Origin of the sequence: Pseudonocardia sediminis (assembly GCF_004217185.1) — a bacterium.
In the GTDB taxonomy this organism is placed as follows: Bacteria; Actinomycetota; Actinomycetes; order Mycobacteriales; family Pseudonocardiaceae; genus Pseudonocardia; species Pseudonocardia sediminis.
The window spans coordinates 628,860-643,569 of record NZ_SHKL01000001.1 but is presented as its reverse complement, the minus strand read 5'-3'; the positions used below and the strand labels follow the sequence as shown (position 1 = coordinate 643,569).

14 protein-coding genes are annotated in these 14,710 nt (G+C 72.4%); 3 read left to right on the top strand and 11 right to left on the bottom strand.

Annotated elements, in window-relative coordinates:
• The first annotated feature begins 49 nt into the window (after positions 1–49).
• Positions 50–1,051: a DMT family transporter gene (locus EV383_RS03130; protein WP_130288518.1), complete on the top strand. Its 1,002-nt coding sequence runs from the start codon at positions 50–52 to the stop codon at positions 1,049–1,051.
• Positions 1,048–1,761 (top strand): ArsR/SmtB family transcription factor, encoded by a 714-nt coding sequence (locus EV383_RS03125; RefSeq protein ID WP_130288517.1) that lies wholly within the window; start codon positions 1,048–1,050, stop codon positions 1,759–1,761. Before EV383_RS03130 ends, EV383_RS03125 begins: the two co-directional genes overlap by 4 nt.
• A gap of 89 nt (positions 1,762–1,850) precedes the next feature.
• Here EV383_RS03125 and EV383_RS03120 read toward each other — a convergent pair whose 3' ends face one another.
• The 4 genes from EV383_RS03120 to EV383_RS03105 form a co-directional block, all read right to left on the bottom strand.
• Positions 1,851–3,146: an HNH endonuclease gene (locus EV383_RS03120; protein ID WP_130288516.1), complete on the bottom strand. Its 1,296-nt coding sequence runs from the start codon at positions 3,144–3,146 to the stop codon at positions 1,851–1,853.
• Positions 3,147–3,224: 78 nt separating this feature from the next.
• Positions 3,225–3,704, bottom strand: a complete 480-nt coding sequence (locus EV383_RS03115) for an ankyrin repeat domain-containing protein (RefSeq protein ID WP_130288515.1) — start codon at positions 3,702–3,704, stop codon at positions 3,225–3,227.
• A 416-nt stretch (positions 3,705–4,120) separates the two neighbouring features.
• Positions 4,121–5,797, bottom strand: a complete 1,677-nt coding sequence (gene qcrB / locus EV383_RS03110) for a cytochrome bc1 complex cytochrome b subunit (RefSeq protein WP_130288514.1) — start codon at positions 5,795–5,797, stop codon at positions 4,121–4,123.
• A gap of 121 nt (positions 5,798–5,918) precedes the next feature.
• Positions 5,919–6,581: a hypothetical protein gene (locus EV383_RS03105; protein ID WP_130288513.1), complete on the bottom strand. Its 663-nt coding sequence runs from the start codon at positions 6,579–6,581 to the stop codon at positions 5,919–5,921.
• A 120-nt stretch (positions 6,582–6,701) separates the two neighbouring features.
• Between EV383_RS03105 and EV383_RS03100 the strand changes: the two genes are divergently transcribed.
• The gene (locus tag EV383_RS03100) at positions 6,702–7,397 is read left to right on the top strand and encodes a TetR/AcrR family transcriptional regulator (protein WP_130288512.1); all 696 of its coding nucleotides are present in this window, start codon (positions 6,702–6,704) and stop codon (positions 7,395–7,397) included.
• 6 nt (positions 7,398–7,403) lie between these two features.
• Here the strand turns inward: EV383_RS03100 and EV383_RS03095 are convergent, their stop codons facing one another.
• The 7 genes from EV383_RS03095 to EV383_RS03065 form a co-directional block, all read right to left on the bottom strand.
• Positions 7,404–8,147 carry a hypothetical protein gene (locus tag EV383_RS03095; RefSeq protein ID WP_130288511.1) on the bottom strand — a complete coding sequence of 248 codons (744 nt, stop codon included), beginning with the start codon at positions 8,145–8,147 and terminating at the stop codon, positions 7,404–7,406.
• Positions 8,144–8,959, bottom strand: coding sequence for an ATP-binding cassette domain-containing protein (locus EV383_RS03090; RefSeq protein WP_130288510.1), 816 nt, complete (start codon positions 8,957–8,959; stop codon positions 8,144–8,146). Before EV383_RS03090 ends, EV383_RS03095 begins: the two co-directional genes overlap by 4 nt.
• 136 nt (positions 8,960–9,095) lie before the next feature.
• Positions 9,096–9,716, bottom strand: a complete 621-nt coding sequence (locus EV383_RS03085) for a DedA family protein (protein ID WP_242622866.1) — start codon at positions 9,714–9,716, stop codon at positions 9,096–9,098.
• Positions 9,717–9,868: 152 nt separating this feature from the next.
• On the bottom strand, positions 9,869–10,162 hold the full coding sequence (locus EV383_RS03080) for a Dabb family protein (protein WP_130288509.1): 294 nt from the start codon (positions 10,160–10,162) through the stop codon (positions 9,869–9,871).
• Positions 10,163–10,304: 142 nt separating this feature from the next.
• The gene (locus EV383_RS03075) at positions 10,305–12,479 is read right to left on the bottom strand and encodes a 3-hydroxyacyl-CoA dehydrogenase NAD-binding domain-containing protein (protein WP_130288508.1); all 2,175 of its coding nucleotides are present in this window, start codon (positions 12,477–12,479) and stop codon (positions 10,305–10,307) included.
• A 26-nt stretch (positions 12,480–12,505) separates the two neighbouring features.
• The gene (locus EV383_RS03070; protein WP_130288507.1) at positions 12,506–13,729 is read right to left on the bottom strand and encodes an acetyl-CoA C-acetyltransferase; all 1,224 of its coding nucleotides are present in this window, start codon (positions 13,727–13,729) and stop codon (positions 12,506–12,508) included.
• Positions 13,730–13,902: 173 nt separating this feature from the next.
• On the bottom strand, positions 13,903–14,709 hold the full coding sequence (locus EV383_RS03065) for an alpha/beta fold hydrolase (RefSeq protein WP_130288506.1): 807 nt from the start codon (positions 14,707–14,709) through the stop codon (positions 13,903–13,905).
• Position 14,710 lies beyond the last annotated feature (1 nt).

Sequence of the window (14,710 nt, the reverse complement as noted above, 5' to 3'; positions counted from 1 at the left end):
GCCGGTATTTCGGTGCCCGCCGAACGGTCGCGGGCCTACCGTCGCGGCCATGACGACAGGACTGCGGGTGGCTCTCGCCGCCGGGGTGACGGTGACGGCGTGGGCCTCGGCGTTCGTCGCGATCCGCGCGGTGGGGCCGGTGTTCGGGGCCGGGCCACTGGCGCTGGGACGGCTGCTGGTCGGCGGGCTCGCCCTGACCGTCGCGGTGCTGCCCCGGCGGGCGTGGGTCCGCCCGACGCGGCGCGAGTGGCTGCTGCTGGCGGTCTGCGGGGTGAGCTGGTTCGGCGTCTACAACGTCGCCCTCAACGCCGCGGAGGCCCAGCTCGACGCCGGGACCGCGGCCATGCTGGTCAACATCGGCCCGATCCTGATCGCGCTCTCCGCCGGTGCGCTGCTCGGTGAGGGGTTCCCGAAGCCGCTGCTCCTCGGGGCGGGGATCGGGTTCGCCGGCGCGGTCCTGATCGGGTTCTCGACGGCCGGCGCCGGCTCGCGCTTCGACCTCACCGGCGCGGCACTGTGCGTCCTGGCCGCGGTGACCTGGACGATCGGGGTACTCACCCAGAAGCCGGTCCTGCGACGGCTCCCGGCGCTGCAGGTCACCCAGATCGCGTGCGTGATCGGCGCGGTGGCCTGCCTGCCGTGGGCCGGCGGTCTCGTCGACGCGCTCGGCTCCGCCCCCGCCCCGGCCGTCGCCGGGATGGTCTATCTCGGGCTGATCCCGACCGCGCTCGCGTTCGGGACGTGGGCCTACGCCCTGTCCCGGATGGACGCCGGACGCCTGGGGATCACGACGTACCTGGTCCCGACCCTGACCGTCCTGATGGCCTGGCCGCTGCTCGGGGAGCTGCCGCCGGCGCTCGCGCTGCTGGGCGGGGTGTGCGCGCTGACCGGGGTGGCGCTGTCGCGGTGGCGCAGCCGACCGGCCACCGCGTCCCCGGCCGGACCGGACGTCGCACACCCGGATCCCGCTCCGCAGCGGGGGCGTGGACGGACCGGCGGCGGGCCGGACGTGACGGTGCCCGGCCCGCACTCCCCGGAGCGCCGGTCGTGACCCCGTCCGTCGGGCCGGTCGCTCCGGAGTCACTGGCCGAGCTCGCGGGGCTGCTGGCCGACCGCACACGGGCCGCGTTCTGCCTGGCCCTGATCGACGGCAGGGCCTGGACCGCCGGCGAGCTGGCCCGGCACGCCGGTGTCGCGCCGTCGACGGCCAGCGAGCACCTGGACCGCCTGGTCGCGTCCGGCCTGCTGGCGACGGAGAAGCAGGGCCGGCACCGCTACCTGCGCCTGGCCGACGCCCGCGCCGCCGGGCTGATCGAGTCCCTGGCCGAGGCCTCGGGCGCGGAGCCCTCCCGGCCGGACGGCCTGCGCGCGGTCCGGGCCGCCGGACGCCTCGCCGCCGCCCGCACCTGCTATGACCACTTCGCCGGGACGCTCGGCGTCGGCCTGCACGACGCGCTGGTCGAACGGGGCATGGTCAACACCGAGGACGGCCTCGCCCTGACCGCCGACGGACGCCGTTTCCTCGCCGACCTCACCGGCGATCCGCTCGACGGCCCCTCCCGCCGCCCGCTGCTGCGCAGCTGCCTGGACTGGACCGAACGACGCCACCATCTCGCCGGCCGGGTCGGCGCGGCGCTGTGCACGACCATGTTCGAACGGTCGTGGGTCACCCGCGGCCGGGACCGACGCTCGGTCGTGGTCACCGCCACCGGCATGCGCGAACTCCAGGACCGGCTGGGCCTCGAACTGCCCGCGGCCTGAGCTCGGCCTTCGTGTCGGGTACCGACGGTGCCGTTTCGGACACGGCCGGCAGCTGTGGGTCGCGCTTCTCGAGAGCGCGTGCCTGATCGTCATGTGTCGCCGTAGCCGGGCACGCGCCACGCGGGTGCCGTGTACGTGTGTCCGGTCGGTGTCGTCGTCCTGACGCCGTCAGGGCTCTTCTCGACTTTCCATCCGGATGTCTCGCGGAGGTGGTTGTGGAACTCGCAGACACCTCTGCCGTTGTCGAACTCCGTCTGCCCATCGTCTGCAGATCTATGGATATGGTCGATATGTCGGATCGGGGCATCGCAGTAGGGCTCGCTGCACCGATACCCGTCGCGGGCTCGGATCCATTCGGCGAGCACTCCGGTGAACAGGCGTTGCCGGGAGTCGCCGCCGATCACGATGCCCGCCCGGGTCAGCAGCCGGCGCAAAGTCTTACGGCCGGAACTGGTGGCGAGGACGTCGAGCGGGACCGGGCCGTGACCGGGGATGTGCGCGGGGAGCGGGGAGTCGGGGTCGATCAGCGCCTCGACTGGGACCACGACCTGGACCTCGACGGCGACGTCGGGCGCGGTGGCCTGTCCCGTGACGCGCTCGACCAGCGTGTCGGCCATGATCTGTCCCCGCCCACGGGTCACCGGCTCCGGGCTGACCGCGGCCTCGTTGACCGCCTTCGCCAGCGCGGCGTAGCAGGCCACGCCCTGTTCCAACGGAAGGTGCGCGATCAGGTCGGTCATCCCGTCCGGCGCCGGGCGCAGCGAGACACGCCGCTCCTGACGAGCGGCGCGACTGCGCGCCGTGAACTTCTCCGGCGCCACCTCGGCGGCGATCGCCTGTGCCAGGGTCCGGATCCGCCCCACGCCCATGTGGACGATGTCGTGCGCGGCAATGCGCCGGTCGACCTCCGCCCGCTCGTCCGCGTCGAGACCACTCGTGGCCGCGGTGATCGTCGCCGTCTTGTAGGCGCTGATCTCCCCTGCGGTGAACAAGGCGAGGACGTGGTCGTGCCCGTTGCGCAGGTCCCGCGCCATCCGCATCCGCTTCCCGCCCTCGATCGGCGAGACCCGGCACGCGAGGGCGATCTGCCCGGCGACACTGCGTTCGAGCCTCTCCGGGTCCACCACCCCGGCATCGACCCGCGAGGCCACATGACGACGGGCGAACGCATGGATCGCCGCCGACTGCAACGCCGCGACCCGATGTTGCAGCGATTCCAGCTGCGCGATCCGGTCGACGAGCTCGACCTCCGGGCGTGACCCGAGCAGTGGATCGGGGTCGGATTCGTCGAGGAGCCGCAGGAGCGTCAGATCGACGAGCTCGAATGTGGGCGCGACGGGTTCCGGGCGAGTGCCCGGAACGGAGAAGTCGGCGACCGCGGTCATGCCAACCATTCTATTCGAACATCTGATCGAAGAACAGAAACTGTTAGCGATCGCGAATCCGAGTTCTTCTCGCCGGCACTACAGCTCCGGCGATCGTCGGCCCGGCCACCCCTCCAGGAGCGCCGCGATCTCCGGCCGTCCCAGATGCGCCGCGCAGTCGGCGGGGGTGGCCTCGAACCGCTTGTCGCGGACACCGGCGTCCGCACCGCGGTCGAGCAACAGCCGCACCAGATCCGGGACGTCGGCCGACACCGCGGCGCGCAGGGCCGTCTCCGACGCCCCCTCGACCGGTACGTCGGCGCGACCGAGCGCGTCGATGGCGAACCCCAGGTCGAGCAACAGGCGCACCGCCTCCACCCGGCCCTGCCCGGCCGCCCACACCACGAGCCCGGGACGGTCACGGCGGACCCGCTCCCCCGCCGTCGACGCGCGCGCCGCCGCCTCGTCACCGCGCATGACCGCGGCGACGAACTCCTCGGACGGGTCCAGCTCCGGCGGGGCGGCACCGGCGGCGCGCAGCATCCCGACCACCTCGGTCGCGCCCTGCAGCGCGGCCACCGCGATCGGCGCGCGGCCGTCGTCGAACGGGGTGTCGACGTCGACGCCGTGGGCGAGGAGCAGAGCGACCCGCTCGTGTTGGTCGTGTTGGAGCGCCCACCGGATCGCCGGCGCGGACGGCCCGCTCCAGACGTCGGGCCTGCTTGCGCAGGGCGTTCAGGTCGGGGTTCTCGGGTAGGTGTCCGGTCGGCATCGCGACCTCCTTCCGCACGCCCGATGTCCGCGTTCTCGGGCCGGAAAGAGGTGGGCCGGAACTGCTCCTGCGGTGGTGACCGGATGGACTGAGCCCTTCCCGCGGACCGGAGGCGCTCCGCGCGCCTGTACGCCGATGCCAGCGCGGGCCCGGCCGCTGCGGAACAGACGACGAAGGCCCCGCCGGCAGGAGCCGGCGGGGCCTGGTCGTACGGCGCGAGCAGTTACTCGGTCGGGTCCTGCGGACGACCGGCGTCCGGCCGTCCGGCCAGCTCGCGACGCTCGGTGCGCGCCTCGAGCTCGCGCTCGTGCTCCTCCTGCCGGGCGCGGCCGAGGCGGACGGTCTCGTCGCTCGGGTCCGGCTTGAGCAGCGATCCGGACACCGGCGACCCCGCCGACCCCAGCTGGTTCATCCGCTTGGGCACCGGGGCGCCCTGGTACTCCAGCTCGCGCGGGTGACCGTGCGAGTCCAGCCCGGCCAGCGGCTGGTGGACCTCGATGAACTCGCCGTTCGGCAGCCTGCGGATGATGCCGGTCTCGATGCCGTGCGAGAGCACGTCACGGTCGGACTTCTGCAGGCTCAGGCAGGCCCGGTAGCTCAGCCAGTAGACGATCGGCGGCACGGCGAGCAGCAGGATCCGGCCCGCCCACGTGGTCGCGTTCAGCGACAGCTTGCCGTAGTAGGCGATCCAGTCGTTGAAGCTCGACGCCACCAGCACCAGGTAGAACGCGATACCCATCGCGCCCAGCGAGGTGCGGACCGGCACGTCGCGGGGACGCTGCAGCAGGTTGTGCAGCGCGTCGTCGCCGGTGAACCGTCGCTCGATGTACGGGTAGGCACCGGCGATCACGAACAGGACCGGCAGGAACGCCGCGGTCGGCAGGAACACCGACGGGATCGTGTACTCGCCGAACAGGTAGAACTCCCACGGCGGGAAGATCCGCGCCATGCCGTCGGACCACATCATGTAGAAGTCCGGCTGCGAGCCCGCCGAGATGTGCGCGGCGTCGTAGGGGCCCATGTTCCAGATCGGGTTGATCTGCAGCAGGCCGCCCATGATCATCGTGACGCCCAGCGTGACGGCGAAGAACGCGCCGCCCTTGGCGGCGAACATCGGCAGGATCCGCACCCCGACGACGTTGTCCTCCTTGCGCCCCGGACCGGGGAACTGGGTGTGCTTCTGGTACCAGACCAGGCCCACGTGCACGGCGATCAGCGCGAGCAGGATCCCCGGGAAGATCAGCACGTGGATGATGTAGAGCCGCGGGATGATCTCGGTGCCGGGGAACTCGCCGCCGAACAGGGCCCAGTGGACCCAGGTGCCGGCGACCGGGACGGAGAGCGTGATGCCCGAGGCGATCCGCAGGCCCGTGCCGGAGAGCAGGTCGTCGGGCAGCGAATAGCCGGTGAAGCCCTCGAACGTGCCGACGAGGATCAGCACGACGCCGATGACCCAGTTCGCCTCACGCGGCTTGCGGAAGGCGCCGGTGAAGTACGTGCGGAACATGTGCACGAACATCGCGGCCAGGAACAGCAGCGCGGACCAGTGGTGGACCTGCCGCAGGAACAGCCCGCCCCGGTACTCGAACGAGATCTGCAGGGTGGACTCGTAGGCCCGCGAGACGGTGACGCCGCGCAGGTTGTCGTAGGGCCCGTTGTAGACGACCTCGGCCATCGACGGGTCGTAGAACAGCGCCAGGAACGTGCCCGTCGCCAGCAGGATGATGAAGCTGTACAGCGCGACCTCACCGAGCATGAACGACCAGTGCGTCGGGAAGACCTTGTTGAACTGCTTCCGCATTCCCGCGGCCGGGTGGTAGCGCTGGTCGAGCTGGTCGGCGGCGGCTCCCGCGCGCGCCTCGAGTGACGGTGACGATGCTGATGCAGTTGCCGGGCTCATGATGTGCCCCCTCGCGCTCCGACGAGCAGACCACGAACCCGGAGTTCGCGACCTGCTGACCGAAATATCCTTCTACTTCTCGTAGAAGTCAAGCGGACCCAGGTCGGGCCCTCGTTTCCGGTCACCGTCGTCCAGTGTGCGGCCGCGCGGCCGCGAGCGCGCGCCATACCCCCAGGCACCCGAGGAAAACCAGGAGCCCGTGGGCGATGCGCAGCCACGGCGGGCCGAAGAACTGCGGGACGTAGAGCGCGAGGCCGACCGCGAGCGGCACCCCGGCCCAGAACGCGAACCGGCCGCTGCGGGCCAGCGCGACCGCCGTCAGCACCGCGCCGGCGCCGATCCCGAGCAACCCGGCCGCGAACGTCAGCACCGCCGGCAGGGCGTAGTGCAGGTCGTCGGCCATCGCGAGCAGGCCGGGGTCGCGGCGCCGGAGCGACCACTGCCCGATCACGTGCAGCCCGAACACCTCGGCGCCGTAGTAGGGCAGCGTCAGCCCCACCCCGCCACCGGTCACGACCAGCGCGGCGAACCCGGTGCGTTCGGCGCGGGTGTCACGCACCGAGGCCCAGACCGCCCCGGTACCGGCCACCAGCAGCACGAACCCCGCGACGGCGAGCAGGTGCGCCGCCGTCCAGGCGGGCGAGGCCCAGCCCGCGGCGGAGTCCGGGTAGGGCCGCAGCGCCGGGTAGACGGCCAGCGCCACCCCGGCGACGGCGAGTGCCCCCGCGCCCCACCCCACCCGCGCCCCGGTGACGGCCCCGGCCGCCGTCGTCGTCGTACCCATCCGACCCACCCCGATCTCGACTTGCGCTCCGCTGTCGGAGCAATGCTCTCCCCGGGAGAGCATTGCTCCGACAGCAAGAGCGTTGCTCTCTTCTCGAAATGATGCTCTAGAGTGTCCGGCGTGAACGCACCACGGACCGCCCGCGCCCGGGCCCGCGCCGAGCTGACCCGCGAGATCGTCGACGCCGCCCGGCGCCAGCTCGCCGAGGTCGGTGCCGCCGGCCTGTCGCTGCGCGCGGTCTCCCGCGAGCTGGGGATGGTCTCCTCGGCGCTGCACCGCTACTTCCCCACCCGCGACGACCTGCTCACCGCGCTGATCACCGAGGGCTACGACGCGCTCGGCGACGCCGTGCAGGCCGCCGACGCCGCGGCGCCGAGTGACGACTTCCCCGCCCGCTGGCTGGCCGTCGCGACGGCGATCCGGACCTGGGCCCTGGCGCACCCGCACGAGTACGCGCTGATCTACGGCTCGCCGGTGCCCGGCTACAGCGCACCGCAGGACACCGTGCCCTCCGCCGAGCGGACGGTGACGACGCTGGTCTCGATCCTGGCCGCGGCGCACGCCGCCGGACGTCTGGAGTCCACCACCGACCCCGTCCCCGCCCCGCTCGACGCCGACGTCACCCGGGCCCGCGACGCGCTGGGGGTGGACCTGCCGGACGACGCCCTGCTGCGCGGGGTGACGGCGTGGACCGCGCTGTTCGGGCACGTCACGTTCGAGCTGTTCGGCCAGTTCGAGAACGTGCTCTACGAGCGGGACGCCCTGTTCGCCCGGGCCGCCGCCGAGCTCGGCCGCTACGTCGGGCTGCGCTCGTAGGGCGCGCTACTCCGGCCCGAACCGGTCCCGGATCGCCCGCGGGAGCCGGCGGCGCACCGGCGCGAGCCGGTCGCGCCACTCGTCGGGCCAGCCCTGCTCGCAGCGCACCACCAGCGCGCACGCGACCACCACCAGGACGACCGCCAGCAGGACGTCGCCGAACACCCCGATGCCGCCGCGCCCCGACCCCAGCGCGGCGACGGCGGTCCCGACCGGCGGCAGCCACGACCGGGTACCGGTGACGACGACGAACACCAGCCCGGTCAGCAGCCCCCAGCCCAGGCTCCGGATCACCGGGCGGGCGCAGAGAAGGCCCACCGCGACCCCGCTCAGCCCGCAGGCCAGGTGACCGAACAGCCCGTCGAGCAGGAGCCCGGGAGTGGCCGTGGCGAACGCCGCGACCAGTCCCCACAGCACTGCCAGCACCGACAGCGCGACGACCCCGGCCGCTCCGGCCAGCGCGACCCCGGCGACGACCGGTCCCCCGCCCCCGGCCGCGGTCACCGTGACCGTGCGCGCGACGTCGTCCTCGGTCCCGGCCAGCGAGTGGGTCAGCCACGCCCCGACCGGGTAGAGCAGCAGCGCCGACGCCGCCCACGGCTCCGGGAGCGGGCCCGGGTCCCCGCCGAACAGGACGGCGAGCGCGACGCCGAACAGCAGCGCCGGGACCAGGAACCGCTGCGACCGTGCGATGTCCTCCCCGAGCATCCGCGCCACGGCCACCGCCGCCGCGGCGCGCGCCCGGTTCACGCCTGCTCCCGGACGACGTCGTGGACCGAGCAGCCCGCGGCCAGCGCGGCGGCCAGCCAGGCGTCGCTGTGCCGGGACGCGAGCAGGACCACCAGCCGTCCCGGCGCCATCTCCTCCACCCGCGCCGGGGGCAGCCGGTCGAGGACCGCGCGCGGGTCGCCCGGGCACCGCACCTCGACACGCACCCGGACCCGCGACGCCGTCGGTCCCGGTCCGCGGTCGAGGCGGCCGTCCGGGCCGAGCCGGCGGACCTGCGCCCCGGGCAGCGTCTCGGCGGTACCGGTGTGGTCGGTGAGCAGCATCCGGACACGGACATCCGCGAGCCGGTCGTCCAGCGCGGCGATCGCGTCGGCGTCCAGGCCGGACCACGGCTCGTCCAGCACGAGCAGGCCGGCACCGCAGCTCAACGCCTGCGCCAGGCCGACCTTCTGGGTGTTGCCCTTCGACAGCGCGGCCATCGGCTCGTCGTCGGCGCCGGTGAAGCCGAGCTCGGCCAGCACCTCCTCGGCGGTCGCCGCCGCGTCGTCGGCCGGGACCCCGCGGATCGCGGCGAGGTGGCGCAGGTAGCGGCGGGCGGGCAGGCGCAGCAGCGCCGGGAAGCGGTCCGGCAGATACCCGACGACGTCCGGACGCCCGTCGACCCGGCCGGTGGTCGGCGTCTCGCAGCCGGCCGCGATCCGCAGCAGGGTGGACTTGCCGCTGCCGTTGGGTCCGTGCAGGACGGACGGGACACCCGGCTCCAGGACCAGGTCGACCCCGGTGAGGACCGGGCTGCCGGGACGGTAGGACTTGCCGACGTCGACGAGGCGCATCGCCCGTCTCCTCCCGCCGGCCCGTTCTCCGTGAAGATCAGGCTGCCACACCGCGCGGGCGTGGAGATCGGCTGGTCGAACAAAGGATCAGCAGGTAAGCGCAGGGTGACCGGATTCGTACGCTCTGCGTCGGATGTCAGGCGCGGCTGTCGGCCGCGGCGTTGCGGCTGCGCACGCGACGCACGACGAGCCAGCCGATCGCGACCACGGCCACCACGAGGACGGCGGTGCTGATCGGGCCCATGTACTGCTCGATCACCTCCCAGCGGTCCCCGAGGAACCAGCCGAGCCCCACGAACAACGCGTTCCACACCGCACTCCCGAGCGCGCTGAGCGCGGTGAACCGCACCAGCGGCATGCCGGAGATCCCGGCTGGGATGGACACCAGGCTGCGCACCAGCGGGACGCAACGTCCGAACAGGACGATCGGTCCGCCGTGCCGGTCGAACAGCGCGCGGCCGCGGTCGAGGTCCTTCTGGCTGGAGAGCAGGAACCAGCGGTGCCCGGCCAGGCGGTGCACGCGTTCGTAGCCGAGCCAGGCGCCGAGCGCGTAGAGCACCAGCGCGCCGGCCACCGCGCCGATCGTGGCGGCGGCCCAGACGGCGATCGGGTTCATCACGCCGACCTGCGCCCGGAAGCCGCCCAGGGGCAGGATCACCTCGGACGGGATGGGCGGGACCACGTTCTCCAGGAAGATCAGCAGCCCGATCCCGGCCGCGCCGAGACGGTCCACGACCGCGAACACCCACTCCGTCACGGCATCCATGGTGCCCGGACGCGGGCAGTGACGCCCGGATCGTCCGAATCTGCGGGATGGATCACGATCGGGAACTCGTCCCGTCGCAGGTCACGCGTCCGACACGCCGAGCAGTCCGGCCGACCGGCGTGTCCCGGCGCCGACACGCTGAGTCAGGACGGGCGGAACTGGATGCGCTCGATCTTCTCGCTGAACGGCGCGAACAGCTCGGCGCGGATCCGGTTGTGCTCGGCGTCGGCGTCGTAGACCTTGTAGGCCTGCTCGTCGTCGAGGTCGACGGTGATCACGTAGTGCGCGTTGCCCTCGCGCAGGCCCAGGTCCAGCCCGGCCACCAGCCGCAGCTCGACGCCGTCGACGCGCAGGTCGCGCAACGCCTGCAGACCCGGCTCGATCTCCGACGGGTCGACGCCGTCCTTCAGCCGTCCGACCACCACGTTGCGGATCACGTCCACGTCCTCCTCGCTCGCGCGCGGTGCCGACGATCGGCACCCTCGTCGCAACCTATGCGACGACAGTGCCGCTCGTCGGACACACGACACCCCCGCCGGGGCTCCGGCGGGGGTGTCGGGATCGTGCGTGCGGAGAGGGTCAGGCCGCGGCGGTGGCCGACTCGCCCTGGGCGGCCCGCGTACGCAGGCTGTCCGGGACGGCGAAGCGGTCGCCGTACTTCTTGGCGAACTCGTCGGCGCGGGCGACGAAGCCCGCCGGTCCACCGGGGTAGCCCTCGATGAACTGCAGCACCCCGCCGGTCCAGGCCGGGAAGCCGATGCCGAAGATCGAGCCGATGTTGGCGTCCGGCACCGTCGTCAGCACGCCCTCGTCGACGCACTTGACGGTCTCGAGCGACTCCACGAACAGCATCCGCTCGGAGAGCTCGTGCAGGTCCACGTCGTGGTTGGTCGCGCCGAACTCGGTGCGCAGGCCCGGCCACAGGCGGGTGCGCTTGCCGTCGGCGTACTCGTAGAACCCGCCGCCGGTGCTCTTGCCCTTGCGGTCGAACTCGTCGACGAGCCGGTCGATGACCGCGTCCGAGGGGTGTCCGGCCCAGGTGCCGCCGGCCGCCTCGGTCGCCGCCTTCGACTCCTCGCGGATCTTGCGCGGCAGCGTGAGCGTGAGCTCGTCCATCAGCTGCAGCACCGGGGCCGGGTAGCCGGCCTGCGAGGACGCCTGCTCGATCGTCTGCGGGTCGATGCCCTCGGCCAGCATCGCGACGCCCTCGTTGATGAAGGTGCCGATGACGCGGCTGGTGAAGAAGCCGCGGCTGTCGTTGACGACGATCGGGGTCTTCTTGATCCCCAGGGTGAGGTCGAACGCCTTGGCCAGGGCCGCGTCGTTCGTGCGCTCACCGCGGATGATCTCGACCAGCGGCATCTTGTCCACCGGCGAGAAGAAGTGCAGGCCGATGAAGTCGTCCGGGCGGTCGACGCCCTTCGCGAGCTCGGTGATCGGCAGCGTCGAGGTGTTCGAGCACAGCAGGGCGTCGGAGTTGACGACCTTGGCCGCCTCCGCGAACACCTCCTGCTTGAGCTTGACCGACTCGAACACGGCCTCGATCACGACGTCGCAGCCGGCGAGGTCGGCGTAGTCCGCCGTCGCGGTGATCCGCCCGAGCAGGGCGTCACCCTTCTCCTGCGTGGTCTTGCCGCGCTTGACGCCCTTGGCGACCAGGTTCTCGGAGTAGGCCTTCCCCTTGTCGGCGGCCTCCTGCGAGACGTCCTTGAGCACGACGTCCCAGCCGGACAGCGCGCAGACGTAGGCGATGCCCGCGCCCATCATCCCGGCGCCGAGCACCGCGACCTTGGTGGGCGCCCACTTGTCGTGGCCGTCCGGGCGGGACTTGCCGCCGTTGATCGCCTGCAGGTCGAAGAAGAACGCCTTGGTCATGTTCTTCGAGACCTGGCCGCAGACGAGCTCGGCGAAGTAGCGGCCCTCGATGCGCAGCGCGGTGTCGAAGTCCACCTGGGACCCCTCGACGGCCGCGGCGAGGATGTTGCGCGGGGCCGGCATCGGCGCGCCCTTGAGCTGCTTGCGCAGGTTCGCCGGGAACGCGGGCAGGATCGAGGCCAGCGACGGGTTCGACGGCGTTCCGCCGGGGATCTTGTACTTCGGCTGGTCCCAGGGCTGCGACGCCTCCGGGTTGGCCGCGATCCAGGCCTTCGCCTTCTCGAGCATCTCCTCCGGGGTGGAGGCGAGCTCGTCGACGATCCCCAGCTCGACGGCCTTCTCCGGCTTGTGCCGCTGGCCCTGCGCGAGGACGTTCATGAAGCCGTTGGCGATGCCCAGCATGCGGGTGATGCGGGTGACGCCGCCGCCACCGGGCAGCAGGCCCAGGGTGACCTCGGGCAGGCCGTAGATGACGCCCTTGGCGTCGAGCCCGATCCGGTGGTGACAGGCCAGGCCGATCTCCAGGCCGCCGCCGAGCGCGGTGCCGTTCATGGCCGCGACGACGGGCTTGCCCAGCGTCTCCAGCTTGCGCAGCTGGGCCTTGACCTCGGTGACGTTCTCGAACACGGCGGGCGCGTCGTCCGGCCCGGCCGAGGACAGCGACGTCAGGTCGCCGCCGGCGAAGAACGTCTTCTTCGCCGAGGTGATGATGACGCCGGAGATGTCGTCCTTGGCGGCGACGAGCGCGTCGACGACCTCGCCCATCGCCTCCTTGTAGCGGTCGTTCATGGTGTTGGCGCTGCGGCCGGGGTCGTCGAGGGTGACGATCGCGATGCCGTCGGAGCCCTTCTCCCAGCGGACGGCCTTCTGCTCACTCACTGTGGTACTCAGTCCTTCCGGGGGATTCAGGAGACGCGCTCGATGACGGCGGCGATGCCCATGCCGCCACCGACGCACAGCGTGGCCAGGCCGTAGCGCAGGTCGCGGCGCTCCAGCTCGTCGAGCAGGGTGCCGGTGATCATCGCGCCGGTCGCGCCGAGCGGGTGGCCCATCGCGATCGCGCCGCCGTTGACGTTGGTCTTCTCGTGCGAGATCCCCATGTCGCGCATGAAGCGCAGGGCGACCGCGGCGAACGCCTCGTTGATCTCGAACAGGTCGATGTCGTCGACGGTCAGGCCGGCCTTGGCCAGGGCCTTCTTCGACGCCGGCGCGGGGCCGGTGAGCATGATCGTCGGGTCGGCACCGGACAGCGCGGTGGACACGATCCGCCCGCGCGGGGTCATCCCGGCGGCCTTGCCGGCACGCTCGGTGCCGATCAGGGTGAGCGCGGCGCCGTCCACGATGCCGGAGGAGTTACCGGCGTGGTGGACGTGGTCGATCTTCTCGACCCAGTGGTACTTCTGCAGGGCCACGGCGTCGAAGCCGCCCTGCTCGCCCATCATCTCGAACGACGGCTTGAGGCCGGACAGGCTCTCCAGCGTGGCGCCCGCGCGGATGAACTCGTCGTGGTCGAGCACGGTCATGCCGTTGCGGTCCTTGACCGGGACGACCGACTTGGAGAAGTAGCCGTTGGCCCACGCCTTGGCCGCACGCGCCTGGGACTCGACGGCGAACGTGTCGACGTCCTCGCGGCTCCAACCCTCGAGCGTGGCGATCAGGTCGGCGCCGATGCCCTGCGGCACGAATCCGGTCTGGTAGGAGGTGTCCGGGTCCATCGCCCACGCGCCGCCGTCGGAGCCCATCGGCACGCGCGACATCGCCTCGACGCCGCCGGCCAGGACCAGCTCCTCCATCCCGGAGCGGACCTTCTGCGCGGCGGTGTTCACGGCCTCCAGGCCGGACGCGCAGAAGCGGTTGAGCTGCACGCCCGCGACGGTGTCCGGCAGGCCGGCGGCGATCGCGGCGGTCTTGGCGATGTCGCCGCCCTGGTCGCCGATCGGGGACACGACGCCGAGGACGAGGTCGTCGATCGTGGCCGGGTCGAGCTCCGGGAACCGCGACGTCAGCTCGTCGATCAGCCCGATGACCAGGGAGACCGGCTTGACCTCGTGCAGCGAACCGGAGGCCTTGCCCCGGCCGCGAGGTGTGCGGATCGCGTCGTAGATGTACGCCTCGGGGATCTCGCTCATGCGAACCTCTCGTCTGCTCCTGCGTGGATACGGCCCGCAGGCACGCGCGACCGTTGCTACGCCTCGAGGTTCTTTATAACAGCAGCACTGTCACATAGGTCAAGGACCGGCCGTCCGTGGGGTGACGGGACACACGATCGGCGGTGGCGGCGACGATCTCCCCGGCCGGCGGCTCACAGGTCGGCGAGGAACTCCACCATCGCCGCGTTGAACTCGTCGGGCCGGTCGATGTTCGCCGCGTGCCCGCAGTCCTCCAGGACGACGGCGCGGCCCTGCGGGTGGCCGTGGACGGCGGCCGCGGCGTGCTCGCACGGCCAGAGCTGGCTCTCGCGCCCGGCCGTCATGAGGACGGGCACCTCCGTGCGGGCGACGACGTCGCGCCAGTCCTGCTGGGCGTGGTCGCGCAGCAGGGGCACGGTCTCCGGAGCCGGCGCCCGGAACGCGGTCGCCTGCGGTCCGAGGCGCTCCGCGAGACGCCCCATGGACGCGGCCGCCCGCTCCATCGGCAGGCCCCGGCCCGTCGGCGGCACCCCGTCGGCGAAGAACGTTCCGGCGTTGGTGTCGTCGAACCCGTAGTAGCCGTGCGGCCAGTCCGGGCCGTTGAGCATCCTGGGGGTCTGGTCGACGCTGACGATGCCGCGGACGCCGTCGGTGCCGAACAGGTCGGTGTGGGCCCAGATCGTGCTCGCGCCCATCGAGCCGCCGACCAGGACGGCGTCGCGCAGGTCCAGCGCGACGAGCACGTCGTGCAGGTCCTTGCCGTGACGGGCCATCCGCTGCCCGAACGCCGGCGACTCGGACTGCCCGTGCGAGCGCCGGTCCACGCACACCGTCCGGTACCCGGCGGCGGTCAGGGCGTCCACCTGGAACACCCAGCTCGTCGACGGCGCGCCGAACCCCGCGACGAGGACGACGGCCGGACCGGACCCCTCGTCGTCGACGTGCAGTGCCACGTGGTCGCTCGTCATCACCGTTCCCATG

Excerpts from the sequence above, each read along its gene's own strand:
- EV383_RS03090 (WP_130288510.1), bottom strand. The coding sequence starts at position 8,959 with ATGCGCCTCGTCGACGTCGGCAAGTCCTACCGTCCCGGCAGCCCGGTC.
- EV383_RS03105 (WP_130288513.1), bottom strand. The coding sequence starts at position 6,581 with ATGGGTACGACGACGACGGCGGCCGGGGCCGTCACCGGGGCGCGGGTG.
- EV383_RS03065 (WP_130288506.1), bottom strand. The coding sequence starts at position 14,709 with ATGGGAACGGTGATGACGAGCGACCACGTGGCACTGCACGTCGACGAC.
- EV383_RS03120 (WP_130288516.1), bottom strand. The coding sequence starts at position 3,146 with ATGACCGCGGTCGCCGACTTCTCCGTTCCGGGCACTCGCCCGGAACCC.
- EV383_RS03130 (WP_130288518.1), top strand. The coding sequence starts at position 50 with ATGACGACAGGACTGCGGGTGGCTCTCGCCGCCGGGGTGACGGTGACG.
- qcrB (WP_130288514.1), bottom strand. The coding sequence starts at position 5,797 with ATGAGCCCGGCAACTGCATCAGCATCGTCACCGTCACTCGAGGCGCGC.
- EV383_RS03070 (WP_130288507.1), bottom strand. The coding sequence starts at position 13,729 with ATGAGCGAGATCCCCGAGGCGTACATCTACGACGCGATCCGCACACCT.